Genomic DNA, 24,546 nt, shown 5'->3' with positions numbered 1-24,546 from the left:
GATTGCCTGCGGCACCGGGCCCTCAGTGGTCCTGGAGTGGGGTGCGGCCGCCTCAGCGCTCCACGACGCGGTCGAACTGCGTGGTGGTGTGGCGCAGGTGGGCCACCAGTTCATCGCCGACCTTTGGCTCGGGCGCGTCACTGGGAACGAACAGGATCGACACCTGCATGTGCGGGGGCTCCGCGAACCAACGCTGCTTCCCGGCCCATACGTAGGGCGCGAGATTGCGGTTGACGGTCGCCAGACCGGCTCGCGCCACACCCTTGGCGCGCGGCATCACACCGTGCAGGGCCTTGGGCGACTCCAAGCCCACGCCGTGCGAGGTGCCGCCGGCCACCACGACCAAGTAGCCGTCGGACGCGGCCTTTTGCTGGCGGTAGCCGAAGCGGTCGCCCTTCGCCACGCGGGTGACGTCGAGAACCGAGCCGCGGTACTCCGTGGCGTCGTGATCGCCGAGCCACAGCCGGGTTCCGATCCGGGCGCGGAAGCGCGTCTGGGGGAACTGCTGCTGTAGCCGGGCGAGTTCGTTGGCCTTGAGGTGGCTGACGAACATGGTGTGCAGGGGGAGCCTGGCGGCACGCAGCCGGTCCATCCAGCCGATGACTTCCTCGACCGCGTCGGTCCCGTCGGTGCGGTCGAGCGGCAGGTGGATGGCAAAGCCTTCGAGCCGGACGTCTTCGATGGCCGCGGCCAGCTTGGGAAGCTCCTCCGGCGTGACGCCGTGCCGCTTCATGCTGCTCATGACCTCGATGACGACTCGGGCACCGACCAGGCCGCCCACGCCTTCGACCGAGGAGACCGAGCGGATGGCCCGGTCGGGCAGCGGCACCGGCTCCTCGCCGTGGCGGAAGGGAGTCAGTACGAGCAGATCACCGCTGAAGAAATCCTTGATGCGGGCAGCTTCGTAGGTCGTACCGACCGCCAGGATGTCGGCACCGAGGCGGGTCGCCTCATCGGCAAGGCGCTCATGGCCGAAGCCGTAACCGTTGCCCTTGCAGACCGGGACCAGCCCGGGGAACTGCTGGAGAACGCTCTGCTGATGCGCCCGCCAGCGCGCGGTGTCGACGTAGAGGGTGAGCGCCATGGCCGGGCCCGGAACCTTTCTCGTGGCTGGGGTGTGTCAGAGGTGCGAACGATGCGGTGGAGCGGTCAGCGCCGCGACATGTAGATGTCGAGAGCCTTGTGCAGAAGCTTGTTGAGCGGGAAGTCCCACTCACCCAGGTACTCCGCTGCCTGCCCACCCGTGCCGACCTTGAACTGGATCAGGCCGAAGAGATGGTCGTTCTCGTCCAGGGAGTCGCTGATGCCGCGAAGGTCGTAGACCGTGGCGCCGAGTGCGTAGGCGTCGCGCAGCATCCGCCACTGCATCGCGTTGGACGGGCGGACCTCGCGCTTGTGGTTGGCGGATGCGCCGTAGGAGTACCAGACGTGGCCACCGACGATCAGCATCGTGGCGGCCGCGACGTTCTCCCCCTCGTGACGGGCGAAGTAGAGGCGCATGCGGTTGGGGTCCTCGGAGTTGAGGGCTGTCCACATGCGCTGGAAGTAGCTGAGCGGACGCGGGCGGAAGTGGTCGCGCTCCGCGGTGATCTCGTACAGCCGCTGCCATTCGGCCAGCTCTTCGTAGCTGCCCTGGACGACCTCGACACCGGCCTTCTCGGCCTTCTTGATGTTGCGGCGCCACAGCTGGTTGAAGCCCTTGTGGACATCCTCCAGGGAGCGGTTGGCCAGCGGCACCTGGAAGACGTAGCGAGGCTGTACGTCGCCGAAGCCGGCGCCGCCGTCCTCGCCCTGCTGCCAGCCCATGCGGCGCAGCTTGTCGGCGACCTCGAAGGCCCGCGGCTCGATGTGGGTGGCCTCGACGTCACGCAGGCGCTTGACGTCCGGGCTCTGGATGCCGGACTTGATCGCCGCGGCGTCCCAGCGACGGATGACGACCGGCGGGCCCATCTTCACGGAGAAGGCGCCCTGCTGCTTGAGGTGGCGCAGCATCGGCTGGAGCCAGTCGTCCAGGTTCGGCGCATACCAATTGATGACCGGGCCCTCGGGCAGGTACGCCAGGTAGCGCTTGATCTTGGGCAACTGGCGGTAGAGGACCAGTCCGGCGCCGACCAGTTCGCCGTTGGCGTCGAACCAGCCCAGGCTCTCGGACCGCCATTCGGCCTTGACGTCAGCCCAGGCCGGGACCTGCATGTGGCTGGCCGCGGGCAGGCTCTGGATGTAAGCCAGATGCTGCTCTCGGCTGATGGTCCTCAGGGTCAGGCTCATGCGGGGCGCTCCTCGGCAGGTGTGTCCCCATGGTCGGGGCTCCGGCTCTCGCGCCGAAGCCTACTGTGACCGGGGAGCGCCCCGTCTGGGCCGTACGGGGCTTGCTCCGTACGGCCCCCGGATCCAGGGCTAACCGAGTACGCCGCCGAAGAGGCCGCCATGGGCCATACCGAGGAAGAAGCCCACGGCTGATGCCCCTAGACCGATGATCAACAGGAAGCGTTCACCTGTCGTCGAGGAGATGAACTGGCCCCAGGCCCCGGTGCCGATTCCGACGAGGCCGGCCCAGGAGCTGACCAGGTGCAGGCTCTGCGAGAACGTGGTGAAGATGGCGACCGCGCCGAGCACAAGGGTCACCGCGATCATGGTGTTTTCGACCGGATGGGCCTTGCCATCGCTGTTCAGCAGCGAGAGCAGATTGCGCTGGGTCCTTACTGCCTGTGCCATGCGGCACCTCCGACTGACAGGGCGGCGCACTGTAACGCCGCTCACACCCGTTGGGTTCCAGACTGGGGGTGCGGTGGTCGGATTTCAACCAGAAGGCTTGAGGCAGGTACTCTGTACGGTCTGCGCCCATGTCTGTCCAGATGATCTGGCCGGTCTCGGCGCGGAACGCATCATGACCCTCCTGCCACGGAACGACCGTGGCCGCTGAGTCCAAAGGAGGTGGGTTCTACATGCGTCACTACGAGGTGATGGTCATCCTCGACCCCGATCTCGAGGAGCGCGCTGTCTCCCCGCTGATCGAGAACTTCCTCTCCGTCGTCCGTGAGGGCAACGGAAAGGTCGAGAAGGTCGACACCTGGGGCCGTCGTCGTCTCTCTTACGAGATCAACAAGAAGCCCGAGGGCATCTACTCGGTCATCGACCTGCAGGCCGAGCCTGCGGTCGTCAAGGAGCTCGACCGTCAGATGAACCTGAATGAGTCGGTCCTCCGGACCAAGGTCCTCCGTCCCGAGACCCACTGACCGCGTAAGCGTTCAGCGGTAACCGGGTCCGAGTAGCAGCAACACCAGCAGCCAGCAGCACACCCGCCGAGAGGTTCCCCTAATGGCAGGCGAGACCGTCATCACGGTCGTCGGCAATCTTGTCGACGACCCCGAGCTGCGCTTCACCCCGTCCGGTGCGGCGGTCGCGAAGTTCCGCGTCGCGTCCACTCCCCGCACCTTCGACCGTCAGACCAATGAGTGGAAGGACGGCGAGAGCCTGTTCCTGACCTGCTCGGTGTGGCGTCAGGCGGCGGAGAACGTCGCCGAGTCCCTCACGCGGGGTACCCGTGTGGTCGTGCAGGGCCGCCTCAAGCAGCGGTCGTACGAGGACCGCGAGGGCGTGAAGCGCACGGTCTACGAGCTCGACGTCGAGGAAGTGGGCGCGAGCCTCAAGAACGCCACGGCCAAGATCACCAAGACCAGCGGTCGTGGTGGCCAGGGTGGCGGCGGCTTCGGCGGCGGTCAGCAGGGCGGTGGCGGCCAGGGTGGCGGCGGCTGGGGCGGCGGCCCCGGTGGCGGCCAGCAGGGCGGCGGCGGTGCTCCCGCCGACGACCCGTGGGCGACCAACGCGCCTGCCGGCGGTGGCCAGCAGGGTGGCGGTGGCGGCGGCGGTGGCTGGGGCGGTAGCTCCGGCGGCGGTTACTCGGACGAGCCGCCCTTCTAGGTCCGTACAGCTGGTCCGTCTCCGCGCTGTTTCACGTGAAACAGCGCCGCGAAACGGCCAGGGGCCTCAAGGGCGTCAGCACAAACTTCTTGAACTCACTGGAGAGAGATAATGGCGAAGCCGCCTGCTCGCAAGCCTAAGAAGAAGGTTTGCGTGTTCTGCAAGGAGAAGATCTCCTACGTTGACTACAAGGACACGAACCTGCTGCGGAAGTTCATTTCCGACCGCGGCAAGATCCGTGCCCGCCGAGTCACCGGCAACTGCACTCAGCACCAGCGTGACGTCGCCACGGCCGTGAAGAACAGCCGTGAGATGGCGCTGCTGCCCTACACGTCCACCGCGCGATAAGGGAAGGGTGACCGACAAATGAAGATCATCCTCACCCACGAGGTCTCTGGCCTCGGCACCGCTGGCGACGTCGTTGACGTCAAGGACGGTTACGCTCGCAACTACCTGGTCCCGCGCGGTTTCGCGATCCGCTGGACCAAGGGTGGCGAGAAGGATGTCGAGCAGATCCGTCGCGGTCGCAAGATCCGCGAGATCGCCACGATCGAGCAGGCCAACGAGGTCAAGGGCCGTCTCGAGGGCGTCAACGTGAAGCTGGCCGTTCGCGCCGGCGACGCGGGCCGCCTGTTCGGCTCCGTCACCCCGGCCGACGTCGCTTCCGCGATCAAGGCTGCCGGTGGTCCGGACGTCGACAAGCGTCGTGTCGAGCTCGGCTCGCCGATCAAGAGCCTGGGCGCGCACCAGGTCTCCGTGCGTCTGCACGCCGAGGTCGTTGCGAAGCTCGGCGTCGAGGTCGTCGCCGCGTAATCGCAGCACCCCAGCACAACGCTGAAGGACCGTACCCCTCACCGGGGTACGGTCCTTTGCCGCGTGCGGCTCCTTGCCCGTTGGATGGGGGCCGGTGTCAGTCCTCGTCCTGGGCCTGGCGGTAGAGCTTGGCGATGTCGTCGTCGAAGTACGCGGCGTACGAGATGTCGTCTTGGCTGCCGCCGCCCTCGTGACCGCCCAGGACGCCGATGACCGTGCCGGTGTGGCTCTTGGGGTCGTAGTCGGCCAGCCAAGGGCTGCCGCTCGTGCCGCCCTCGAAGTCCTCGCACCGGATGCGCAGCTGGGTGGCGCTGTATTTCGTGGTGCGGTTCTGGCAGGAGATCGGTGTATCGCGGCTGGTGGGATAACCGGTGATCTTGACTTCGTTGGTGAAGCCTCGGTCTATGCCGAGGGTGTTCCCACCGAGGACGTCCTGTATCTGTTCGCCGTCTTTCTTGGCGAGCACGAGGAATGCGACGTCGAGATCCTCGTCGTTCGACTTGGCCCAGCGGTCGTCCACCACGACCTTCTTGACCTTCCACAGGCCGGTGGGCTCGTCGCCGTCGCGGTAGTCGGGGGCGAAGACGAGATCGTCCACGGGCGCTCCGGCGTCACTGTCGAAGGCGCAGTGCGCTGCCGTGATGAGCATGTTCCGGCCCGGGCTCTGCACCACACTCGCGGTGCAGAAGTGATCGCCGGAGTCGTCCTTCTCGAAGATCGCGCCGACCCTGGAGTTCTGTTCGTTGCGGCGGGGGGTGTACGCGTCGCCGGCCTCGGCCGGAGCCGTGGCGTGGGGGTCCTGGTCCTCGGGGTCGTGTCCGGCTTCGCCGGACTTGCCGAAACTGCTGCGGTCACCGCTGCCGCTGTGCGTTTCCGCTTCCTCCGTGGCGTAGCCCACCATGGCTGCTGCCCCGAGGACGACGAGCGTCAAGGGCAGGATGGATTTCCTGGCAAGCGGGCGCACAGGGACATTATCGGTACGCGCCGCGGGTTACGGGGCCGGTTCAGCGAGAGGCCCCGGTCACAATCCAGCGGCCCGAGCGGGTGCGTTGCCAGAGCGTCAGCATGCGCACGGCCATCATCAGGGCCATGGCCCACCACAGGGCGACCAGGCCGCCGCCGAGCATGGGGACGGCCAGGGCGACGGGGGCGAACAGGGCCAGCGTCACCACCATCGCTCCGGCGAGGTAGGGGCCGTCGCCGGCGCCCATCAGGACGCCGTCCAGTATGAAGACGATGCCGGAGATCGGCTGTGTGACCGCCACGACGAGAAGCGTGGTCATCAGGGGGCCCTTGACCGCTGGGTCGGAGGTGAACAGTGGGATGAACACCGGGCGGGTGAGCGCCACCAGGACACCGAGGACGAGGCCCGAGGCGATACCCCACTGGATCATGCGGCGGCAGGCGGCGGTGGCGCCGTCCCGGTCCCCCGCGCCGAGGTAGCGCCCGATGATGGCCTGGCCGGCAATGGCTATGGCGTCCAGCGCGAAGGCCAGCAGGGACCAGAGCGTCAGCACGATCTGGTGGGCGGCGATCTCCGCGTCCCCGAGCCGGGCGGCGACCGCGGTGGCGATCATCAGCACCGCGCGGAGCGAGAGGGTGCGGACCAGCAACGGGACCCCTGCCTGGGCGGAGGCGCGTATCCCGGCCGCGTGGGGGCGCAGGGAGGCATGGTGACGCCGGGCGCCGCGGACCACCACGACGAGGTAGACAGCCGCCATGGCGCACTGGGCTATGACCGTGCCCCACGCGGAGCCCGCTATGCCGAGGCCGGCGCCGTAGACCAATGCGACGTTCAAGGCGGCGTTGGCGGAGAATCCTCCGATGGCGACGTACAGCGGGGTCCTGGTGTCCTGAAGGCCGCGCAGTACGCCGGTGGCGGCCAGCACGACGAGCATGGCGGGGATGCCGAGCGCGCTGATGCGAAGGTAGGTGGTGGCATACGGCGCGGCGGTGCCGGAGGCGCCGAAGAGTTCGACCAGCCATGGGGCCGTGGGCAGGACGGCGGCGATGACGGCGGCGCCGAGGAGGAGGGCGAGCCAGATACCGTCCATGCCCTGGCGGATGGCTGCGGCGACGTCGCCGGCGCCGACCCGGCGGGCGACCGCCGCGGTGGTGGCGTAGGCGAGGAAGACGAAGACGGATACTGCGGTGGTCAGCAGTGCGGCGGCGACGCCGAGGCCGGCCAGCTGAGGGGTGCCGAGGTGGCCGATGACGGCGCTGTCGACCATGACGAACAAGGGTTCCGCGACCAGGGAGCCGAAGGCGGGCACGGCGAGAGCGATGATCTCGCGGTCGTGGCGGCGGTCGGTGCGCCGCGGCGTCGCGGGAGCCTGTGTCATGCACTCAATCTAATCTTCCACAGGTAACAGATGCAACTGGCGTGCAGTCCTTACTTTCCGCTCTGTGGAGTTACCTCCTCCGCGGTGTTTACCGCGATCTTGAACAGGTTGGGGAAGTTTTTCTCCCCCACAGCCTATGGATGAGAAAAGTGCAGGTCAGGATGGTGGGGACGGAGTAATTGTGTGCTTGTCCACAGCGGTTTCCCCCGGCCCGTGCACAGGATCCGGTGGGTTCTCCACAGCTATGGGGCCGTCATCCACACAGCCTGTGGATAACCAGATTGGCGGACGGTGCCTGCGGGCCTACCGTGGTCCGGCACCCGCAGCCTGTTCCGCCGTGAGAAATCGTCCGAACTCGACGCGCCGTAGCCGGAGTCGGGCGTCTCGATTGTCAGAGCTGTGCCGTAAGAAAGAGGAGCACAGCAAGGTCCGCGTCGCGGACGGGAGGAGGTGCCGGGGTGAGCATTCCCGAGTCCATGGAAGACCCCTGGGCGGACTCCGGTCCGAGCGACCGGCTGCCGGCCGCCCGCTCCCGCCGCAATGACGGAAAGAGCCGCGGCCGTGGTGACCGCCAGGACCGCGGTGACGAAGACGGCGGCTCCTGGGCCGGCAGCTTCGAGCGAGTGCCCCCGCAGGACCTGGACGCCGAGCAGTCCGTGCTCGGCGGCATGCTGCTTTCCAAGGACGCCATCGCGGATGTCGTCGAGGTCCTCAAGGGTGAGGACTTCTACCGCCCCGCCCATGAGCTGGTCTACCAGGCGATCCTCGACCTCTACGCCAAGGGTGAGCCGGCCGACCCGATCACCATTGCCGCGGAGCTGACCAAGCGCGGGGAGATCGCGCGGGTCGGCGGAGCGTCGTATCTGCACACCCTCGTCCAGTCCGTCCCGACGGCCGCGAACGCCGAGTACTACGCCGAGATCGTCCACGAGCGAGCGGTGCTGCGCAGGCTGGTCGAGGCCGGCACACGCATCACACAGATGGGATACGCGGCGGACGGCGATGTCGACGAGATCGTCAACAGCGCCCAGGCGGAGATCTACGCCGTCACCGAGCAGCGGACCAGCGAGGACTACCTGCCGCTCGGCGACATCATGGAGGGCGCCCTCGACGAGATCGAGGCGATCGGCTCGCGTCAGGGCCAGATGACGGGTGTGCCCACGGGCTTCACCGACCTGGACTCGCTCACCAACGGTCTGCACCCGGGCCAGATGATCGTCATCGCGGCCCGTCCCGCCATGGGTAAGTCGACGCTCGCGCTGGACTTCGCGCGGGCCTGTTCGATCAAGAGCAACCTGCCCAGCGTGATCTTCTCGCTCGAAATGGGCCGCAACGAGATCGCCATGCGTCTGCTGTCCGCCGAGGCGCGGGTGGCGCTGCACCACATGCGCTCCGGCAGCATGACGGACGAGGACTGGACGCGGCTGGCACGCCGGATGCCCGATGTCTCGGCCGCCCCACTGTTCATCGACGACTCGCCGAACCTGTCGATGATGGAGATCCGCGCGAAGTGCCGTCGGCTCAAGCAGCGCAATGAGCTGAAGCTGGTGGTCATCGACTATCTGCAGCTGATGCAGTCCGGCGGCTCGAAGCGCGCCGAGAGTCGCCAGCAAGAGGTCTCCGACATGTCCCGAAACCTCAAGCTGCTGGCGAAGGAGCTGGAACTCCCCGTCATCGCGCTCTCCCAGCTGAACCGAGGACCGGAGCAGCGCACGGACAAGAAGCCCATGGTCTCCGACCTCCGTGAGTCCGGCTCCATCGAGCAGGACGCCGACATGGTGATCCTTCTGCACCGTGAGGACGCCTACGAGAAGGAGTCCCCGCGCGCAGGTGAGGCCGACCTGATCGTGGCCAAGCACCGTAACGGCCCGACGGCGACGATCACCGTGGCATTCCAGGGCCACTACTCGCGCTTCGTGGACATGGCACAGACCTGATCCCGCGCGGCCCGGCTTCCTGAGCTGGTGTCGGGGTGCCCCCGGCTTCAGCGGGTTGTGGCGATGAGCCGCGAAGTGGTGGCGTCCAGGCAGTGGTCGGGAGATGGTGTGATCTCTGATGGGCAGTCGGTTGCCTGCTCACGAGCTGGATCGACCGTTGAGGAGCGTCATGACCACCGCACCGTCTGCGGAATCCCACGGGCCCGAGCCTCGCGAGATCGGGCCGCTCGACCAGCCGGTCGCTGAGCGGAAGCCGGCTGCCGGAGACGCGCGCGGGAGCGGGGCGACTGTGGAGGAGGCCGGCGCTTTTGCCGAGCTGCTGCCCGAGACGCGTCGGGCCCTCCTGCGCAGGCTCGCCATCGGTCAGGCCGAGGGGCGAGCGCCGTCGATGATGGGGGCGGTCGTGCGTGGCGGACGAACGGTGTGGACCGGGGCCCGTACCTCGGTGGAGGGGGAAGTGCCGCACGGCGACGTGCAGTACCGGATCGGCTCGATCACGAAGACCTTTGTGGCGGTCATGGTGCTGAGGCTCCGGGACGAAGGGATGCTTCGGCTGGAGGATCCGATCGGCACGCACCTGGAGGATGCCCCGCTGCCGACCGCCACCGTCGCCCAATTGCTCGCCCACAGCTCCGGCTTGGTGGCGGAGCCGCAGGGGCCGTGGTGGGAGCGGACCGCAGGCGGTCTGCGGCCCGAGCCGGCCGATCTGTTCGGTGAGCGGCCGCAGCGACTTCCGGCCGGACGTCGGCACCACTATTCCAACCCCGGCTACGCACTGCTGGGTGCGCTCGTGGAGCGGCTGCGTGGAGGGGAGCCCTGGGGGGAAGTGCTGCGGCGCGAGGTGTGCGAACCCCTGGGCATGCGGCGTACGACGCTGCAGCCGGCGATGCCGCACGCGGGTGGCTGGGCGGTGCACCCATGGGCGGATGCGTTGCTTCCCGAACCGGCACACGACACCGGGCTGATGGGCCCGGCCGGGCAGTTGTGGTCCACCTTGGAGGACCTGTGCCGGTGGGCGACGTTCCTGCTGCGGGGCGACGCGCGGGTCCTGAGCGAGTCGAGCCTCGCCGAGATGCGTGCCCCGGCGGTGCCGCCGGAGGGTGAGAGCTGGGAGGCGGGCTACGGCCTGGGGCTGCAGCTCGCACGCACCAGCGGGCGAGGGGAGGGCGGCGACGGTGCGGCGCGGAGCGGGCGCCGGCTCGCGGGACACACCGGATCGATGCCGGGGTTCCTGGCGTCGCTGTGGGTCGATGTGGATGAGGATGTCGCCGGCATCGCCCTGGCCAACTGCACCTCGGGGCCGGCGATCAGCGCGGTGGCGACAGACCTTCTGGAGATCGTGGCCGACCGCGAGCCCAGGATTCCGGAGCCGTGGCGTCCCTTGGCCGAGCCGCTCGACCAGGACCTGCTGGCATTGACCGGTCCCTGGTACTGGGGCGCGAACCCGTTCGCCCTGCGATTGACGGCTGAGCGCGGACTGAAGCTGTCGCCGTTGTCCGGTACCGGGCGCGGCTCACGGTTCCGGGCGGAGGCGGACGGTACCTGGACCGGGCTCGACGGCTACTACGCGGGAGAGACGCTGAGGGTGGTCCGGAGCGAGGAGGGTGTGGTCAGCCATCTGGATCTGGGCACCTTCGTCTTCACCCGTGGCCCGTACGAGCCGGCTGGACCGGTGCCGGGAGGCGTGGACGCGGTGGGTTGGCGGGTCTGAGCTGCGCTCAGCGGCCGCCTGGGTGGCAGGGCCGCACGGCGCGGTCGGTCTTCACGGACGTACAGTCGATCCAGATGTCAGGAGCCGCCCGAGCTGCGGCTCGCCACCGCTGGAAGGCCACTGTGACTGCCGTGACTGCGAATCCCGACGCCCCGGTTCTGCTCGACCTGCCGCCGCTCGACGCAGCCCACTTCGCGCGTATCGAGGACAAGGTCGCTGCGCTGATGCGCACCCGCTGCGATGTCGTGACGATGCAGGGCGAGGCGCTGCTGCCTCTCGAAGCGTGCATCCGCTCCGCGGTGCGGCCCGGCAGTACGGCGCTCAACATCATCACCGGCCCCTACGGTGAGACGTTCGGTGGCTGGCTGCGGTCCTGTGGCGCCCAGGTGGTCACTGTCAGCGCGCCCTTCACCGGAGCCGTCGATGCCCAGCAGGTGGCTGATGCGCTGCGGGAACATCCGGAGATCGACTTCGTCAGCCTGGTGCATGCCGAGGCGGCAACCGGCAACACCAACCACGTCGCCGAGATCGGGGCCCTGGTGCGTGAGCATGGGGCACTGCTGATGCTCGACGCGGTGGCTTCCGTGGGTGCTGAGCCGCTCCTCACCGACGAGTGGGGCGTGGACCTGTGTGTGATCGGTGGGCAGAAGGCCGTGGCCGGGCCGGCCGGTGTCTCCACGGTGTCGGTCAGCGCCCGCGCCTGGGAACGCATCGCTGCCAATGAGCAGGCGCCGCGGCGGTCGTACCTGTCGCTGCTGGACTGGAAGGAGCGGTGGATCGACGGCGGTCGCACTGCCCTGCCGCATGCTCCCGCGCAGTTGGAGATGCTCGCCCTGGAGCAGGCTGTGGATCGCATTGAGCAGGAGGGGCTGGACGCGGCCATGACCCGCCACCGCGCTGCCGCCGCAGCGGTACGCGCGGGGGTTCGGGTGCTCGGTGGGCCGGTGCCGTATGTGATCCGCGACGAGGACGCGGCGCCGGCCGCGACGACGCTGCGGGCGCCCGCCAGCCTTGATGCTCGCGAGGTGGTCTCCGCCGCACTCGCCGCCAACAGCTCGGTGCCGCTGCAGGCGGCGGCCGGCGCACTCGCCAAGGAAATGATCCGGGTGAATCACTACGGTCGTGCGGCGGACCGTGACGTGGTGCTGGCGTCGCTGGCAGCGTTGGCGGCCGGTCTGCGGGCGCTGGGCGCAACCATCGACGAGGACGCTGCGGCCGGAGCGGCCGGGGCTGCGTGGGATGAGGTTGTCGCCGCCGGCTGAGGCGGTCGTGGGTTGCCGGGGTCTGTGTCGGCTGGTTGATACCGGCTGATTGGTGCGGGTGGTGGGTGCTTGGGGCCGGGTGGCTCGTGCTGAGCAGCTCGTTCTGGGTGGGGCGCTGTGTTTCACGTGAAACACAGCGCCCCACAGTCTTTCCGGAGAGCCGAACCGGGCAACCACGTCAACCAGGCCAGCCGGACCTCCCGGCGAGCTAGGCCGCCAGAAAGGCCTGGCTGCCAGACCGATCAGGGCGACGGGACTGGGCGGGCAGCAGCCAGGGGCCGGATAGCGAACCCGGTGGAATGGCTGAGGCGGTTCCGGTGTCGGTCGCCGGCCGGGGGAGAGGGCGATGCTTGCCCCGGTTAGGAGGGCTTCTGGGTGCGGACGGGAGGCGGGGGCGGCTACGGCGGGTCATTCGTTGGGCCGTCGCGGTTGTTGGGGTTGTTGGGGTGGTACGGGCGAGCTTTGTTGTGTGCTTGGGGGCGTTTATCGGTCCACGCCTTCTTGCTCTTCCGGTCACCCATTTGGCCCTCAAGTTCCCTACTCTGTAGGGGAGTTGGCGGTGCCCAGCTGCGGCGATGTCGGCTCTTGTCGGTGTGCTGGTGCGGCGGTGGGGAGGGGCCGGGGTGTTGCGTGGAGGGTTGTCGACCGTGTGCCGTGTGCCGCGGCGCGACCCAGCCGAGCCAGTTGGCCCTGGCGCTCTCGCGCTTCCCGCGAGACGTAGTGCGGGGCGTTGCGTGAGGCTGTCAGGCGTGGGCGCTTGGGAACGCCGTTCTGATCCCCGTTCTGATCTCCCGCTCTGTCCTTGTGGCCTTTGCGGCCGTCCCTGGCCCGCGTTCTTGCGTCACTGCCGGCTGTGACGGAGTTCGTTCGTAGGCATCGGCATTTGTAGCTTTCGACAGCCGCGCGTGGCCCTCACGGCTCATCTTTTGGTCCGCTCGTAGAATCGGAATGCCCAGCCCGTTTAAAATCGGCATGTTTTTGATGGGGGTGTGCTGCGATCTCGGGAGGCTTGCAGGTGCAGAACGTCGGCTCCGGCAACTCGCGTGCGGACGCGCGGCGCAATCGCGCATTGGTACTTCAGGCGGCTCGATCGGCGTTCGAGGAACGGGGGTTGGGGGTGCCGCTGTGGGAGATCGCGCGCCGTGCCGGGGTGGGTGCGGGAACCGTGTATCGCCACTTTCCCTCGAAGGAAGCCCTGTTCAGGGCGTCGATCGAGGACCGGCATCAGCTCTTCACCGATACCGCACGGGACTTGGCCGATGCCGAGGATCCGGGCGGGGTGTTCTTTCGCTTTCTGGCGGCGGTGGTGCGGTTGGCCTCGCGGAACAGGGGGCTGTGCGATGCGCTGGAAGCGGCCGGCGTGGCGGCTGATGCTGCTCGCGGGGGTGGGGTCGACGAGGCGTCGCCCGGGGTCGAGCGTGAGTTCGAGGAAGCGTGGGGTGTCCTGCTCGTTCGGGCGCAAGAGGCAGGAGCGGTAAGGGGAGACGTCGGGTTGGAGGACGTCCGTGCGCTGCTGATCGGATGCATGACGATGGAGCGGCAGCGGTCGTCGGGGGCGGGGGCCGTGGGGGCGGCTGCGGGCCGGATGACCGCCCTGATGTGTGACGGGCTGCGGCCGGACAGCGCCGTAACGAAACTGCCGGATTCGGGGGAAGGGCGTAACGAAACCCCGCGCGAGGAATCCCAACGCGACGAAACCCGGCGCGGAGAAGCCCGCTGCGAGGTGTGCGGCAGGCCGGTGGGGGCAGCGCGCACCGGGCGGCCCGCGCGGTACTGCGGTGGCGCATGCCGGCAAAAGGCCCATCGGGAGCGGGTGCGGGAGCGGGCGCCACGGCCGTGAGCCGAGCCGAGCCGGGTGGGTGACGTCCGGTGTGCGGTGCAAGGACGGGGAGGGCCGGAGGGCAGGCCCGTCGGGTCCGAGCGTGGCAGGGCCAGCCGGGCCGCCCTGGTGACAGCCCTCGGCGGCATGCGTCAGCCCTAGTCCGTACGAGTCCAGCCCTCGGCCCTACGCGTCGGGGACCCTACGCGTCGGGGACCGCAGGCATCGGGGGACCGCACGCATCCGGTTGCCCGGCGGCGTGTGGCGGGGGCTTGCGGGCGATTGAGGGGCGGGTGCCGACGAATGCCTGACACGGTCGGTGCGGCATCGCCCGGGCGGCCCGCCCGGCGCTCGTCAGAGCTGGAGCTTGAACCCCAGGTGGGAGGCTTCGAACCCGAGACGCTCGTAGAAGCGATGGGCGTCGATTCGGGTCGCGTCGGTGGTGAGCTGCACCAACTGGCAGCCGAGGGTGCGGGATTCCGCGACCGCCCACTCGATGAGCTGTGTGCCCAGGCCACTGCCCCGCTCCTCGGCGTGGATGCGCACGCCCTCGATGATCGAGCGGGTGGCGCCGCGACGGGAGAGGCCGGGGATGACCGTGAGCTGGAGGGTACCGACCGTACGTCCCTCCCGGACGGCGACGACCAGGTGCTGCTGCGGGTCGGCGGCCAGCGCCTCGTAGGCGGCGCGATAGGGCGTCAGGTCGTCCGGGGATTCGCGGGTCGCGCCCAGTGCGTCGTCGGCCAGCATCGCAACGATGGCCGGCAAGTCGGCCTCGGTGGCGCGCCGTATCTCGAAATCGCTCATGGGCGCGACCCTATGCGTGCCCAGCGGGGTGATGATGCGGCCCATGCGCTGTGTAGCCGTGCGGTCGTGCGGCGGTGCGGCCGTGCAGCCCATGCAGTCCTACGCGGGGCCGTGGCCGTGGACGTGGCGTCGAGCACGGTCCGGTGGGCAGGGCGGGGCGCGCCCCGCCCTGCTCGTCGGCCCCCGTAACGTGCCGCGCGCCCGCCCGCTCGTCTTGACTGCGCCTGCCCCGCCCCCCTGCGTCAGCGGCCAGGGAGTCGGGTCCTGCCCCGCCCCTATGTGGACGGCGCCAGCGTCTCCACCGCCGTGACAAGCGGTGCCAGTTCCGGGCGCCTTGCGGCCTCCTGGAGGGCCTCGCGGAGGGCGTTGTCGTGGGTGGGGCGGGCCTCTCCGAGGAGGGCCAGGCCGTCCGGGGTGACGTTGGTGTAGATGCCGCGCCGGTCGTCGGGGCACAGGTAGCGGGACAGCAGCCCGCGCTCTTCGAGCCGGGTGACCAGGCGGGTGGTGGCGCTCTGGCTGAGGACGACGGAGTCGGCGACCTGGTTCATGCGCAGGTGGCCGCCGGGCCCGTCGTGCTGCTCGCTGAGCACGTTGAGGACGGAGAACTCCCGGACGCTGAGCTCGTGCCCGGCCTGGAGCGCGCGCTCGATGTGTGACTCGATCCGGCCGTGCAGGGCGGACAGTGCGCACCAGCCTTGGGCGAGCCCGCGTGCAGGCCCGGACCGCGAGGGCGGGCAGCCGGGGGAGGCGCCCTCGGACACAGCCGAAGCCGAAGGCGGAGCCGGAACGGGAGTCGAGGCCGAAGCCGGAGCCGGAGTCGTAGCAAGGGCACGAGTCGGAGCCCCGTCGTGCTCCTGAGCCGTTCGGGGTCCCGCGTCGGACCGGAGGTCTGGAACGGCTGTCACCTGCGGCGTCTCGTGCGTCTGCGGCGTCATCGAAGACCTCCTCATAGGTCGTACGCACCAGGATAGGGCACTTTCGAAATAGCCCGCGTTTGCATGTAACCAGCGTCTGCAATTATTGTCGACGCTTGTAAGCGACGGACGCAATCGTTTGAAGGGATCCGTCATGCCACTCGCACTCCTGGCGCTCGCCATCGGCGCCTTCGGGATCGGAACGACCGAGTTCGCGGTCATGGGCCTGCTGCCCGACATGGCTGCCGGTTTCGGCGTCTCCATCCCGCTCGCCGGTTACGCGACCACCGTCTACGCCCTGGGCGTGGTCGTCGGAGCGCCCCTGATGACGGCGCTCGGCACACGATTCACCCGCAAGCAGATGCTGGTGCTGTTGATGGGCCTGTTCATCGTGGGCAACCTGCTCACGGCACTGGCGCCCAACTTCGGGATCATGCTGGCCGGACGGATCGTCTCGGCCTTCACGCACGGCGCGTTCTTCGGCATCGGCGCCCTCGTGGCCGCTGACCTGGTGGCGCCGCAGAAGCGGGCCACCGCCATCTCGCTGATGTTCAGCGGCCTGACCGTCGCCAACGTCGTGGGTGTCCCGGCGGGCACCATGCTCAGCCAGGAGTTCGACTGGCGTACCACCTTCTTCGCGATCACCGCTCTCGGCGTGATCGGCCTGGTGGGCATCCTCAAGCTCATCCCGGCACACCAGGCCAAGGCCGCTTCCCGTATCGGCAGTGAGCTCGCGGTCTTCCGCAACCCGCAGGTCGGCCTGGCGATGCTCATGACGGTTCTCGGCTTCGGCGGGGTCTTCGCGGCCGTCACGTACCTGGCGTCGATGATGACCGAGGTCACCGGCTTCGCGCCGTCCTCCGTCATCTGGCTGACGGCCATCTTCGGTCTCGGAATGGTCGGGGGAAACCTGGTCTCCGGCCGCTTCACCGACCGCGCCATGATGCCGATGCTGTACGTGTCACTGACGGGGCTGGCGCTCGCCTTGGCGGCGTTCAACTTCACCGCGCACAACAAGGTGGCCGCGACCATCACCATCGCCCTCATCGGCATCTTCGGGTTCGCGACCGTGCCGCCGCTGCAGAAGCGGGTGATGGACCAGGCCGCTGCCGCCCCCACGCTCGCCTCGGCGGGCAATATCGCGGCCTTCAACTTCGGCAACGCGCTGGCGGCCTGGCTCGGCGGGATCGTCATCTCGGCCGGTCTCGGCTTCACCGCTCCGAACTGGGTCGGTGCGCTGATGACCGTCGTGGCACTCGGTGTGGCGATCTTCGCGTCCGCCCTGGAGCGGCGCACCGCCGGCCGCAACCAGGTGGTGGCAAGTGGCACCCCTGCCGTGGTCACGGAGGAGCCCGTCCCGGCGGCACGGAGCTGACCGTGCCGGCAGTGGGAAAGCGGGCTTGGGCCTCATGGACGTCCCGGTGGACGTCCCTGTGGACATCCCGGTGGACGTACGGGGCCCGTGCCCTACCCGGCGGAAGCGAATCCCCCGTCCCACGGAGCCCCGTTCGGGCGGCTTCCTGGGCCACGCGGAGCCCTCCCAGCCATGCCGATCACTCGGCCCCGCGCATCACCGAGCGGGCCGGCACACAACACGAACCAGCGGGCCTCGCGTCCCCTGAAAACGCCCCCGTTCGATCCCCCTCAACCCTCCCCAGGAGCCCAACCATGAGCACCACCGCCCCCTCCACCACCTCCGCCGCTACCGCGTCCACCGAACTCCCCACCGTTCGCCCGCTCACCACGCGTGACGCCGATGCGCTCATCGAGGCCGCCCGCCGGGCAGCCGAGGGGCTCGGAGTACGTGGCACCGTCACCGTTCTGGACGCGGGTGGTCATCTGCTCGGCTTCCGCCGGGACGACGAGGCGGTGCTGATCTCCGGCGAGACCAGCAACCGCAAGGCGTACACCGCGCTCCAGTTGGACGCACCGACCGCCGACCTCGTCGACCTCGTCCGTCCCGACGGGCTCTTCCACACCCTGCCGACGGCGCTGGACCGCCCCCTGCTCTTCATCGCGGGCGGGGTGCCCCTGCACCGGGACGGCCGCCTGGTCGGGGCGATCGGCTTCGGTGGCGGCGCCCCGGAGCAGGACCACCGGATCGCCACGGCGGCGGCAGCGGACGCCGAACTCGGCTGACGCCGCCACTCTTCGCCCCTGACGACCGGTCCGCCGAAGGCCCCCCGACGACCGGTTCGCCGGCTCCCCACTTCCACCCCGTACCCCTCAACTGCTCCGCACAGCCCCGACACCGCGGGCCCCGGCCGACTGCGTCTCGCGCAGTCGGCTGCCGCGTTTGGTCAGGCCCCACGGCTTCAGGAGGGAGATCGCGGTGATGAAGAGGTAGGTGGCGGTGGCGACTGAGGGAGCGACGACGAGATTGATGTCGGCGACCGGGGCCCCGGCGGCGGCCTCGGCCGCGAGACGGTTGATCCCCGGGCGGAGCGAGAAGACCGACAGCAGCACGGTGACGAGGGTCAGCCAGAACTTGGTGTAGACCCAGCGGTGTCTGGCCAGGCCCCACCGTGTGCCGAGGGACAGCACCAGCCCGCTGAGCAGCGAGGCCAGGGCAACGGGGACGACCAGCCAGTCACCGAAGATCTTCATCGCGCGGTAGGCGATCTCCGCCATCTCGGGGGAGCGGGTGGTGTACCCGGTGATGCTCAGCGTGAGCAGCCCGAGGGTGAGCCCGAACCAGCCGACGGATACGGCGACATGGACGACGAGGAAGGCCCGGCGTGCGGGGCGGCTGAGCTGCTGCATGGGTCTCACGATGGCGCGCGGGGCGGCGTCGGACATCTGTCGGCGGGAGTATCCGCGAGTACGCGCGGTTGAGTACGTCGCCCGGCCGCCTCCCAACCCCCGCCAGCCAACCCCCGCCTCCCAACCCCGTCCCTCCCGACCCCCTCCCCCAGCCCTAGGCTCCCCCCATGGGGAAGCTGCATCTGTTCGACATGGACGGGACCCTGCTCCACGGGTCCGCGGCCGCCATCGAGATCTCCCGGCAGCTCGGCCTGGACCGGGAGATCGCCGAACTGGAGCGTGGGTTCGCCGCGGGCGAGCTGACGCCGCCGCAATTCGCGCAACGCGCGTGCGATCTGTGGGGGGCGGAGCTCACCGAACCGCAAGTGGCGGCGGCTTTTGAAAACGCTCCGTGGCTGCTCGGAATCCAGGAGGTCTGGGCGGATATCCGTGCACGTGGTGAACGGTGCGCGGTGATCTCGCTGTCGCCGGGATTCTTTGTGGAACGCCTGCTGGCGTGGGGTGCGGATACAGCACACGGATCGCGTTGGCCGGCGGTGCCGATCATGGAACGGGTGGAGCCGGCCGGCATCCTTTCCTCGGCCGCGAAGGTGCGGATCGCCGATGAACTCTGCGCGCAGTACGGGTTGACCCGGGCTGACTGCGTGGCGTACGGCGACTCCATGTCGGATGTTGATCTTTTCGCCGCGGTTCCGGCGTCCGTGGCAGTGAATGCCGATCACCACGTCAGGGACGTGGCCTCATTCGCGTACGCGGGCCGCGATCTGCGCGATGCATACGCACTCGTTCGTACTGGCCGGTAATAAAGAGCATTCGGCGGCGGATTCGTCCGCTGTGTGTACGGAAAAGCCGCTCTGTGGGGAGGATCACTGTTATCACGGGGCCCGTGTGGAGTGTTCGCAGATCAGGGCTTGTGGTTTCAACTACTGCCGGTATGGTCGAGTCCGGTTCAGATGGGGCCAGGCTCCGAGGGTGTGCGCGCAGCCAGGCGAAAACCCGTCAGCCTAGCGGCGAGCGGGCCCCGCATCCGGACTTCCGACTAATTTGTCCGATGCGATGAACCGGGGTGGCATGCTGCGCAGGCGGCATCTGCGCCGATTGTTGTAGGGACGTGAGATGTGTCCGCTTTGGAGGATGTTGCCGGAATAGCGTGAGCCGATGAGGATTCCGGGGGCAGGCGGGGGAATTCCGGGCACTTCCGATCCACGGAAGTGCGAAGACAACCGAAAGACGTTCGAGGCGAGGCAGACCATGGACGCTCCGACCACCACGTCGGCCGATGGCGGCTCTTCTGGCGGCAGCAGTGGCAATTGGGGTTGGTTCACTCCTCCGTCGAAAAGCCCCTCCGAGGATCAGCCGGAGCGGCAGCACGGCCAGGACGGCCGGCAGGACCAGGACGACCGGAGTGAACAGAACGACCCGAACGACCCGCAGGGCCAGGCGGGCCGTGACGACCGGGAACGGATACCCAGCCGGCCGGTCAACCCGATACGGCCGGTAGGTACCGCCGCCGCGCGCGAGCGCGAGCCGGAGACTCTCCGGGACGCGCGACAGACGCCGCACTCCCAGCAGGCCCCGTCCCAACAAGCCCAGTCCCCGCAGGCCCCGTCCCCGCAGCCGCACTCCCAGTCGCACCACTCGCCGCAGTCGCAGTCTTCGCCGTACGGCCCGTCGCAGCCCTCGACTTCGCAGGCGCAGGCGCAGACGGACGCGGAGCGTCAGGCGGCCGCCGGCGCGCACCAGGGTTCCTCGCCCGCGGGTGCCGCTCCCGCCGGGCAGCCCCGCGCCGCCCTGTACACCGAGCAGCCGCACCCCGGGTACGGCGCATCCCACGGCGACGAGACCTCGGCGCCCTGGGACCGTGACCCCGGTCGTGAGTCCGGCCGTGAACCCGAGCCGGTACACGAACCCGCGCATGCCGCAGGAGCCACCGGTGCTTTCGCGCCGGCCGCCGAACCGTCCGCCGCCTCCGCGCCCCCGGCAGCCTCCGCACCCCCGGCCTTCACCCCCGTGCAGCGACCGGACCGCGCACAGCGACCGACCGCCGCCTCCGCGCCCCCGGCAGCCTCCGCACCCCCGGCCTTCACTCCCATCCCGCGGCCGGACCGCACACGGCGACCGGCCGCCCCGGAGGCCCCCCACTCCCCCGGGCGCGCTGCGGCCCCCGAGCGTCCCTCGGCACCGGAACGCACCTCGGTCCCGGAGCGCTCGGGCGCCGCGGAGCCCACGCTGAACTCCTTGACCGCATCGGTCTCCGCCGCGTCTCCCGCCTCGCCCGACGCGATTCTCATTCGCCGCACCATGGCCGAGATCGAGCCCATCTCCGACAAGGTGACCTCGTACTTCTACGCGCTGCTCTTCGTCCAGCATCCCGATCTGCGGGCGCTGTTCCCCGCCTCGATGGACACCCAGCGCGACCGGCTCTTCAAGGCGCTGCTCACCGCCGCCAAGCACGCCGACGACGCCGACACGCTCACCGAGTACCTCTCGCACCTCGGGCGCGGCCACCGGAAGTACGGCACGATGCCCGACCACTACCCCGCGGTCGGCGAGTGCCTGCTGGGCGCGCTCTCGCGCTATGCGACGTCGACCTGGGACGCGGAGACGGAGGCCGCGTGGGTGCGCGCGTACACCGCGATCTCACAGATCATGATCGACGCGGCTGCCGAGAACGAGGCCGTCGCCCCCGCGTGGTGGCAGGCCGAGGTCGTCTCGCACGAGCTGCGCACGCCTGACATCGCGGTGGTGACGGTCCGCCCCGACCAGCCGTACCCCTTCCGCGCCGGGCAGTACACCAGCGTGGAGACCCCGTGGTGGCCGCGCATCTGGCGGCACTACTCGTTCGCCTCCGCGCCCCGCTCCGACGGGCTGCTCTCGTTCCACGTCAAGGCAGTTCCGGCGGGCTGGGTGTCCAACGCCATGGTCCACCGCGCCCGCCCCGGTGATGTCATCCGCCTCGGCGCACCGGGCGGCTCGATGACCGTCGACCACTCCACCAGGAACGGCCTGCTGTGCGTCGGTGGCGGCACCGGCATCGCGCCCATCAAGGCCCTGGTCGAGGATGTCGCCGAGCACGGCACCCGACGCCCGGTCGAGGTCTTCTACGGCGCGCGCAGCGACCACGACCTGTACGACATCGACACGATGCTGCGCCTGGAGCAGACCCACCCCTGGCTCTCGGTCCGCCCGGTCGTGGCCTCCGGCCCGGCGCGCAGCGGGACCAACAGCGTCAGCGGCCAACTCCCGGACGCCGTACGCCAATACGGGCCGTGGCGTGAGTACGACGCCTACCTTTCCGGGCCGCCCGGGCTGATCCGCAGCGGTGTGGACGCGTTGGTGGGGGTCGGCATCCCGACCGCTCGCATACGGCATGACTCCATCGAAGAGCTGGTCTCGGCAGGGGATTGAGGTCTTGGCAGCACAGGGCGACTACGGTCGGACAGGGGACGGGCGGGGCATGCGGCAGGGAGAGCGGCCCGGGAGCGACGGCGAGCACTTGGTGCAGCAGAGGCTCGGTACGACCGAGCGCGCCGACCGCTTCTACGGGGACCAGGTGCTGGATCATCTCAACGACCGGATGCGGGAGTTCGTGGCCCGCCAGGAGATGTTCTTCCTGTCCACGGCCGACCGGCACGGCGAATGCGATGCGAGTTTCCGGGCCGGGCCGGCCGGGTTCGTGCAGGTGCTGGACGAGCGGACGCTGGCGTACCCGGAGTACCGCGGCAACGGTGTCATGGCGTCCGTCGGCAACATGTCGGAGAACCCGCGCCTGGGCCTCCTGATGGTCGACTTCACCCGCAACCGCATCGGGCTGCACATCAACGGCCGGGCGCGTGTGGTGATGGACGAGGAGATGCGGGCGAGCCACCCCGGCCTGCCGGTCGACCCGGTCCCCGGGCGGCGTGCCCAGCTGTGGGTGATGGTCGGGATCGAAGAGGCGTACATCCACTGCTCCAAGCACATCCCGCATCTGCAGAAGGTCCCGGCGCAGCAGCGTGGGGCGCGGGCCTGGGGGACGGATGACTACAAGCGCAAGGGCGGCGACTTCTTCGGCGCTGCGGAGGAGGCCCCCGGGCGCGCGCCGTTCCGGCGTGTGGAGCGCAAGGACGAGCAAGCCTGGGACGACCCGCACCGGGAGGCCGGTGACGCGCCGGCGTACGACGGCGCACCCTTCGAAGCGCGCGTTCCCGCCTTCGGTGAGCTTGCTGCCAATGGCTCCGGCGACACCTCAGTCAACGCCTCCATCGATGCCTCTGCTGACGCCTCCGTCGGCGCACGAGCTGCGCGGCGGGCCCCTGCGCCGGACGGTTTCGCCGCGGAGCTGAACGGGGCGTTTCTCGACCGGGTCGAGCGGGTGCTCGCGCGCGCTCAGCCCCGGCGGGCCGCGGAGGGTGATCCCGAATTCCGCGGGTGGTTCAGCTGAGGTAGCGGCCGGCGGGCGCATCGCGGCCGCCGACCGTCGTTCCGGTCCGCCGGTCCGCCGGTCCGCCGGTCCCCTGCTCCGTCAGCCGAGGTCGGGGGCGTGCATGGCGCGTACGCCCTCGATGTTGCCGTCGAGGTAGTGCCGCAGCGACAGCGGTACGACCTCCACGGAGGCGATCCCGACCCGGGTGAAGGGCACCCGGACGATCTCGTACTCGCCACAGGGTTCCTCGACCTCGGGGCCGTGCCGGCGGGAGGGGTCCATCGAGTCCAGTCGGCAGACGAAGAAGTGCTGCACCTTCACGCCGTCCACCCCGCCCTCGCTGAAGTGCTCGACGGTGTCGACGAAGACCGGCACCACATCTTTGATCTTCGCGCCCAGCTCTTCGTCCACCTCGCGGTGGAGCGCCTCGATGACGGTGGAGTCCTCGGGCTCCACGCCACCGCCCGGGGTGATCCAGTACGGGCGGTGGCCCGGCTTGGTGCGCTTGATCAGAAGGAGGTCCGCGCCGTCGAGCAGAATCGCGCGGGCGGTGCGTTTCACGACTGGCCGTACGGTCATAGGGGACAGATGCCGCAGTCACGGCCGGGTGAAACCCACGCCGCCCGAGATGGTGCCACACGCCCCCTTCGCGCCGCTTCACCACTCAATGCGCCGCCCGCCCCACAATCCGACGCGGCCCGTCACCTGGACACCGGCCCTCTCACCAGTCGGTCGCCGTCCGCAACAGCCACTCGTGCACCCGCGCGATGTGCGGCAGGCCGAGCGTCCCGGTGCGTACGGCCAGGAAGTACGTGCGCAGCGGCGGCACCGGTGGGTCGAGGAGGGTGACGATCTCACCGCTGTCCAGCGCGCCGGTGCACAGGTAGCGGGGCAGCACGCCGATTCCCGCGCCCGCCACGACGCAGGACAGCACCGCGCGGAGATCACCGGCGACGATGGTGGCGGAGGCGGCGGGCTTGGCCTCGAAGACGGCGGACCAGTAGCGGGTGATCAGCGGCAGACTCTCGTGGACCTCGACGAGCGGTACGGGATCGAGGAGCCGCACCCCTCTGGCCCGGAGGACCGCCGGGCCACCCAGCCGGGCCGCCCAGCGCGGCGCGGCGATCAGCACATGCTCCTCGTCGCACAGCGGCGTCGAGGTCAGCAGGCCACCCCGCGGCCGGGCGGTGGTGACGGTCAGGTCGTGGTGCCCGGCGGCGAGCCCTGCCAGCAGCTCTTCCGAGGGGCCGAAGGCGGTGCGCAGGGACAGTCCCTGGGAGACGAGCGGCGCCAGCGCGGGCAGTGTGCGCTCCGCGGTGAACTCCGGTGGCCCGGCCAGGTGCAGTGTGCGGGTGGCGGAGTCCTCGTCCAGGTCGGCCTCGGTGATCGCGGTGAGCGCGTCGAGGTGGGGCGCCACCTTGTGCGCGAGTTCGTCGCCGATGGTGGTCGCGGTGACGCCGCGGGCGTTGCGCAGGAAGAGCGGGCGCCCCAACTGGCGCTCCAGGGAACGTATCTGGCCCGTCACCGCCGGCTGGGAGAGGCCAAGTAACGCCGCGGCGCGGGTGAAGGAGCCGGCCCGGTGCACCGTGACGAAGGTGCGCAGCAGAGCCAGATCCATCGGGTACCTCCTGCGCCCCTGGGATGCCTGGTCGCGGCCCCACCATAAATATGTCGATAGGGCTGTGTCGCTAGCGTGATTGGACACTGACGCTGAGTCAACTAGCCTTGTGAGAGCGGTTCGTTGTGGTGAACCGCGGCCGGCAGGGTGACGAGGGGGGATACCCTGCCGGCCCATTTACGCGTGCACGCGTGACGGCCGGGTGAGGACGCGACGAGGTCGGGCAGGCGGTGC

At 69.5% G+C, this 24,546-nt stretch carries 23 protein-coding genes; 13 read left to right on the top strand and 10 right to left on the bottom strand.

Annotated elements, in window-relative coordinates; genetic code table 11:
- Positions 1-52: 52 nt before the first annotated feature.
- The 3 genes from ACH4FH_RS04075 to ACH4FH_RS04065 all read right to left on the bottom strand — a co-directional run bounded on the left by ACH4FH_RS04075 (position 53) and on the right by ACH4FH_RS04065 (position 2,715).
- On the bottom strand, positions 53-1,084 hold the full coding sequence (locus ACH4FH_RS04075; RefSeq protein WP_398554162.1) for an alanine racemase: 1,032 nt from the start codon (positions 1,082-1,084) through the stop codon (positions 53-55).
- A 65-nt stretch (positions 1,085-1,149) separates the two neighbouring features.
- On the bottom strand, positions 1,150-2,268 hold the full coding sequence (locus tag ACH4FH_RS04070) for a lipid II:glycine glycyltransferase FemX (protein WP_398554161.1): 1,119 nt from the start codon (positions 2,266-2,268) through the stop codon (positions 1,150-1,152).
- Between the two features lie 129 nt (positions 2,269-2,397).
- Positions 2,398-2,715, bottom strand: coding sequence for a hypothetical protein (locus ACH4FH_RS04065; RefSeq protein ID WP_398554160.1), 318 nt, complete (start codon positions 2,713-2,715; stop codon positions 2,398-2,400).
- Between the two features lie 230 nt (positions 2,716-2,945).
- Here ACH4FH_RS04065 and rpsF point away from each other — a divergent pair, with 230 nt between their 5' ends.
- The 4 genes from rpsF to rplI all read left to right on the top strand — a co-directional run bounded on the left by rpsF (position 2,946) and on the right by rplI (position 4,734).
- A complete protein-coding gene (gene rpsF, locus ACH4FH_RS04060) occupies positions 2,946-3,236 on the top strand; it encodes a 30S ribosomal protein S6 (protein WP_003978891.1) in 291 nt (96 codons plus the stop codon).
- Positions 3,237-3,318: 82 nt separating this feature from the next.
- Complete coding sequence (locus ACH4FH_RS04055) at positions 3,319-3,921, top strand: single-stranded DNA-binding protein (protein WP_398554159.1); 603 nt, start codon at positions 3,319-3,321, stop codon at positions 3,919-3,921.
- A gap of 111 nt (positions 3,922-4,032) precedes the next feature.
- Entirely contained in the window at positions 4,033-4,269 is a 237-nt protein-coding gene (gene rpsR, locus ACH4FH_RS04050) for a 30S ribosomal protein S18 (RefSeq protein ID WP_003978893.1), read from the top strand.
- An 18-nt stretch (positions 4,270-4,287) separates the two neighbouring features.
- Positions 4,288-4,734, top strand: coding sequence for a 50S ribosomal protein L9 (gene rplI / locus ACH4FH_RS04045; RefSeq protein ID WP_398554158.1), 447 nt, complete (start codon positions 4,288-4,290; stop codon positions 4,732-4,734).
- 97 nt (positions 4,735-4,831) lie between these two features.
- Here the strand turns inward: rplI and ACH4FH_RS04040 are convergent, their stop codons facing one another.
- Both ACH4FH_RS04040 and ACH4FH_RS04035 read right to left on the bottom strand, forming a co-directional pair.
- The gene (locus tag ACH4FH_RS04040) at positions 4,832-5,698 is read right to left on the bottom strand and encodes a trypsin-like serine peptidase (protein ID WP_398554157.1); all 867 of its coding nucleotides are present in this window, start codon (positions 5,696-5,698) and stop codon (positions 4,832-4,834) included.
- A 40-nt stretch (positions 5,699-5,738) separates the two neighbouring features.
- On the bottom strand, positions 5,739-7,076 hold the full coding sequence (locus ACH4FH_RS04035; RefSeq protein ID WP_398554156.1) for an MATE family efflux transporter: 1,338 nt from the start codon (positions 7,074-7,076) through the stop codon (positions 5,739-5,741).
- Between the two features lie 476 nt (positions 7,077-7,552).
- On the opposite strand from ACH4FH_RS04035, the gene dnaB reads away from it, so the two are divergent.
- From dnaB to ACH4FH_RS04015, 4 genes are all read left to right on the top strand, one after another.
- Complete coding sequence (gene dnaB / locus ACH4FH_RS04030; protein WP_398554402.1) at positions 7,553-9,013, top strand: replicative DNA helicase; 1,461 nt, start codon at positions 7,553-7,555, stop codon at positions 9,011-9,013.
- Positions 9,014-9,182: 169 nt separating this feature from the next.
- Positions 9,183-10,724, top strand: coding sequence for a serine hydrolase domain-containing protein (locus ACH4FH_RS04025; RefSeq protein ID WP_398554155.1), 1,542 nt, complete (start codon positions 9,183-9,185; stop codon positions 10,722-10,724).
- A 122-nt stretch (positions 10,725-10,846) separates the two neighbouring features.
- Positions 10,847-11,986: a pyridoxal-phosphate-dependent aminotransferase family protein gene (locus tag ACH4FH_RS04020; protein WP_398554154.1), complete on the top strand. Its 1,140-nt coding sequence runs from the start codon at positions 10,847-10,849 to the stop codon at positions 11,984-11,986.
- A 1,015-nt stretch (positions 11,987-13,001) separates the two neighbouring features.
- On the top strand, positions 13,002-13,826 hold the full coding sequence (locus ACH4FH_RS04015; protein ID WP_398554401.1) for a TetR/AcrR family transcriptional regulator: 825 nt from the start codon (positions 13,002-13,004) through the stop codon (positions 13,824-13,826).
- A gap of 333 nt (positions 13,827-14,159) precedes the next feature.
- On the opposite strand, the gene ACH4FH_RS04010 is transcribed toward ACH4FH_RS04015, so the two are convergent.
- The gene (locus ACH4FH_RS04010; RefSeq protein ID WP_398554153.1) at positions 14,160-14,612 is read right to left on the bottom strand and encodes a GNAT family N-acetyltransferase; all 453 of its coding nucleotides are present in this window, start codon (positions 14,610-14,612) and stop codon (positions 14,160-14,162) included.
- Between the two features lie 275 nt (positions 14,613-14,887).
- Entirely contained in the window at positions 14,888-15,373 is a 486-nt protein-coding gene (locus ACH4FH_RS04005; RefSeq protein WP_398554152.1) for a MarR family winged helix-turn-helix transcriptional regulator, read from the bottom strand.
- A 307-nt stretch (positions 15,374-15,680) separates the two neighbouring features.
- On the opposite strand from ACH4FH_RS04005, the gene ACH4FH_RS04000 reads away from it, so the two are divergent.
- Together ACH4FH_RS04000 and ACH4FH_RS03995 are read left to right on the top strand one after the other, a co-directional pair.
- Positions 15,681-16,901: an MFS transporter gene (locus tag ACH4FH_RS04000; protein ID WP_398554151.1), complete on the top strand. Its 1,221-nt coding sequence runs from the start codon at positions 15,681-15,683 to the stop codon at positions 16,899-16,901.
- A gap of 293 nt (positions 16,902-17,194) precedes the next feature.
- Positions 17,195-17,665: a heme-binding protein gene (locus tag ACH4FH_RS03995; RefSeq protein WP_398554150.1), complete on the top strand. Its 471-nt coding sequence runs from the start codon at positions 17,195-17,197 to the stop codon at positions 17,663-17,665.
- An 87-nt stretch (positions 17,666-17,752) separates the two neighbouring features.
- On the opposite strand, the gene ACH4FH_RS03990 is transcribed toward ACH4FH_RS03995, so the two are convergent.
- Positions 17,753-18,289: a DUF2269 domain-containing protein gene (locus ACH4FH_RS03990; protein ID WP_398554149.1), complete on the bottom strand. Its 537-nt coding sequence runs from the start codon at positions 18,287-18,289 to the stop codon at positions 17,753-17,755.
- Between the two features lie 167 nt (positions 18,290-18,456).
- Between ACH4FH_RS03990 and ACH4FH_RS03985 the strand changes: the two genes are divergently transcribed.
- The 3 genes from ACH4FH_RS03985 to ACH4FH_RS03975 all read left to right on the top strand — a co-directional run bounded on the left by ACH4FH_RS03985 (position 18,457) and on the right by ACH4FH_RS03975 (position 22,712).
- Positions 18,457-19,092: an HAD family hydrolase gene (locus tag ACH4FH_RS03985; protein ID WP_398554148.1), complete on the top strand. Its 636-nt coding sequence runs from the start codon at positions 18,457-18,459 to the stop codon at positions 19,090-19,092.
- A 988-nt stretch (positions 19,093-20,080) separates the two neighbouring features.
- Entirely contained in the window at positions 20,081-21,697 is a 1,617-nt protein-coding gene (locus ACH4FH_RS03980; RefSeq protein WP_398554400.1) for a globin domain-containing protein, read from the top strand.
- Between the two features lie 49 nt (positions 21,698-21,746).
- Positions 21,747-22,712: a pyridoxamine 5'-phosphate oxidase family protein gene (locus ACH4FH_RS03975; RefSeq protein WP_398554147.1), complete on the top strand. Its 966-nt coding sequence runs from the start codon at positions 21,747-21,749 to the stop codon at positions 22,710-22,712.
- An 81-nt stretch (positions 22,713-22,793) separates the two neighbouring features.
- Here the strand turns inward: ACH4FH_RS03975 and ACH4FH_RS03970 are convergent, their stop codons facing one another.
- Positions 22,794-23,273 carry an NUDIX domain-containing protein gene (locus ACH4FH_RS03970; protein ID WP_398554146.1) on the bottom strand — a complete coding sequence of 160 codons (480 nt, stop codon included), beginning with the start codon at positions 23,271-23,273 and terminating at the stop codon, positions 22,794-22,796.
- A 142-nt stretch (positions 23,274-23,415) separates the two neighbouring features.
- Positions 23,416-24,312: a LysR family transcriptional regulator gene (locus ACH4FH_RS03965; protein ID WP_398554145.1), complete on the bottom strand. Its 897-nt coding sequence runs from the start codon at positions 24,310-24,312 to the stop codon at positions 23,416-23,418.
- Positions 24,313-24,546: the final 234 nt, after the last annotated feature.

The sequence above is a fragment of the Streptomyces sp. NPDC017993 genome (genome assembly GCF_044328065.1).
Lineage (GTDB): Bacteria > Actinomycetota > Actinomycetes > Streptomycetales > Streptomycetaceae > Streptomyces.
This window is presented reverse-complemented; position numbering and strand designations above follow the sequence as displayed.

Coding starts and splice junctions, on each gene's coding strand:
- ACH4FH_RS04025 (WP_398554155.1), top strand. CDS start 9,183: ATGACCACCGCACCGTCTGCGGAATCCCACGGGCCCGAGCCTCGCGAG.
- ACH4FH_RS04075 (WP_398554162.1), bottom strand. CDS start 1,084: ATGGCGCTCACCCTCTACGTCGACACCGCGCGCTGGCGGGCGCATCAG.
- ACH4FH_RS04010 (WP_398554153.1), bottom strand. CDS start 14,612: ATGAGCGATTTCGAGATACGGCGCGCCACCGAGGCCGACTTGCCGGCC.
- ACH4FH_RS03995 (WP_398554150.1), top strand. CDS start 17,195: ATGAGCACCACCGCCCCCTCCACCACCTCCGCCGCTACCGCGTCCACC.
- ACH4FH_RS04055 (WP_398554159.1), top strand. CDS start 3,319: ATGGCAGGCGAGACCGTCATCACGGTCGTCGGCAATCTTGTCGACGAC.
- ACH4FH_RS03990 (WP_398554149.1), bottom strand. CDS start 18,289: ATGCAGCAGCTCAGCCGCCCCGCACGCCGGGCCTTCCTCGTCGTCCAT.
- ACH4FH_RS03975 (WP_398554147.1), top strand. CDS start 21,747: ATGCGGCAGGGAGAGCGGCCCGGGAGCGACGGCGAGCACTTGGTGCAG.
- ACH4FH_RS04035 (WP_398554156.1), bottom strand. CDS start 7,076: ATGACACAGGCTCCCGCGACGCCGCGGCGCACCGACCGCCGCCACGAC.
- dnaB (WP_398554402.1), top strand. CDS start 7,553: ATGGAAGACCCCTGGGCGGACTCCGGTCCGAGCGACCGGCTGCCGGCC.
- rplI (WP_398554158.1), top strand. CDS start 4,288: ATGAAGATCATCCTCACCCACGAGGTCTCTGGCCTCGGCACCGCTGGC.
- rpsR (WP_003978893.1), top strand. CDS start 4,033: ATGGCGAAGCCGCCTGCTCGCAAGCCTAAGAAGAAGGTTTGCGTGTTC.
- ACH4FH_RS03970 (WP_398554146.1), bottom strand. CDS start 23,273: ATGACCGTACGGCCAGTCGTGAAACGCACCGCCCGCGCGATTCTGCTC.
- ACH4FH_RS03985 (WP_398554148.1), top strand. CDS start 18,457: ATGGGGAAGCTGCATCTGTTCGACATGGACGGGACCCTGCTCCACGGG.
- ACH4FH_RS04065 (WP_398554160.1), bottom strand. CDS start 2,715: ATGGCACAGGCAGTAAGGACCCAGCGCAATCTGCTCTCGCTGCTGAAC.
- ACH4FH_RS04070 (WP_398554161.1), bottom strand. CDS start 2,268: ATGAGCCTGACCCTGAGGACCATCAGCCGAGAGCAGCATCTGGCTTAC.
- ACH4FH_RS04000 (WP_398554151.1), top strand. CDS start 15,681: ATGCCACTCGCACTCCTGGCGCTCGCCATCGGCGCCTTCGGGATCGGA.
- ACH4FH_RS03965 (WP_398554145.1), bottom strand. CDS start 24,312: ATGGATCTGGCTCTGCTGCGCACCTTCGTCACGGTGCACCGGGCCGGC.
- rpsF (WP_003978891.1), top strand. CDS start 2,946: ATGCGTCACTACGAGGTGATGGTCATCCTCGACCCCGATCTCGAGGAG.